Origin of the sequence: Fuscovulum blasticum DSM 2131 (assembly GCF_003034965.1) — a bacterium.
Classification (GTDB): domain Bacteria; phylum Pseudomonadota; class Alphaproteobacteria; order Rhodobacterales; family Rhodobacteraceae; genus Pseudogemmobacter; species Pseudogemmobacter blasticus.
Genome location: NZ_PZKE01000064.1, coordinates 1 through 813, shown reverse-complemented (window position 1 = coordinate 813; position 813 = coordinate 1). Strand labels below are relative to the sequence as shown.

Genomic DNA, 813 nt, shown 5'->3' with positions numbered 1-813 from the left:
ATGCCGCCAGGAAGGCATCGCGCTGTGACGCGGCTTCGGCTTCGTCCAGCGGAAAGACCTTGATGTCGGCAATTTCGGGCAGGCCGACATAGCTGGACACTTCGATGTCGGTGCGGCTGGGGCGGCGGAAGGCAACCTGCAACAGCGCGATCTGGGCTTCTTTCGACAGAAGGGCATCGACGGTTTTCTTGGCCGCGTCACCCGACGGGGCGTTCCTGATCAGCGCCACATATTCCGGCGAGGTGAAGGTGCCTTCCGCGGGATAGACGAGCGACAGTTCCGTCTGGCCGCCATCAACATAGGCATAGCTGTTCGTCTCATAGGTCAGGCCGACGGCATATTCCCCCATCGCCACGCCCTTCGGCACGTTCGAGGACGAGCCGGAGATCACCATGTTCGCGACCACCGCCTTGTAGGTGGCTTCGTCCAGCAACTTGGACAGGCCCCAGGCGATGGTATAGCCGGTTGAGCTGTTGGCCGGGTCGGCAATGATGATGCGGCCGCTCCAGGCCGGCTCTGCAAGATCGGCCCAGGTCTGGGGCGCGGCCTGTCCGTTCAACTGATCGCTGTTCACCAGCATGGTCACCACATGCAGGTTGGCCGGCAGGAACAGATCGCCGGGATAGCGCAGTTCGGGCAGCATCATCTCAAGCGCGGGCGAGGCATAGGGTTCGAACAGTTGTTCATAGGCGCCCAGTGTATTGGCCGAAGACGACCAGAACACATCGCCCTGCGGTGCGGCGGCTTCCGCCTCGATCCGGCGCAGCAGCACGCCCGACCCGCCGGTGATGACCCCAAGGCTGGCGCCGGTCT

At 63.5% G+C, this 813-nt stretch carries 1 protein-coding gene; it reads right to left on the bottom strand.

Annotated features, from left to right (window positions below):
• Positions 1-813 (bottom strand): extracellular solute-binding protein (locus C5F44_RS17695; protein ID WP_107674952.1); only part of this gene is annotated, 813 nt, incomplete at both ends.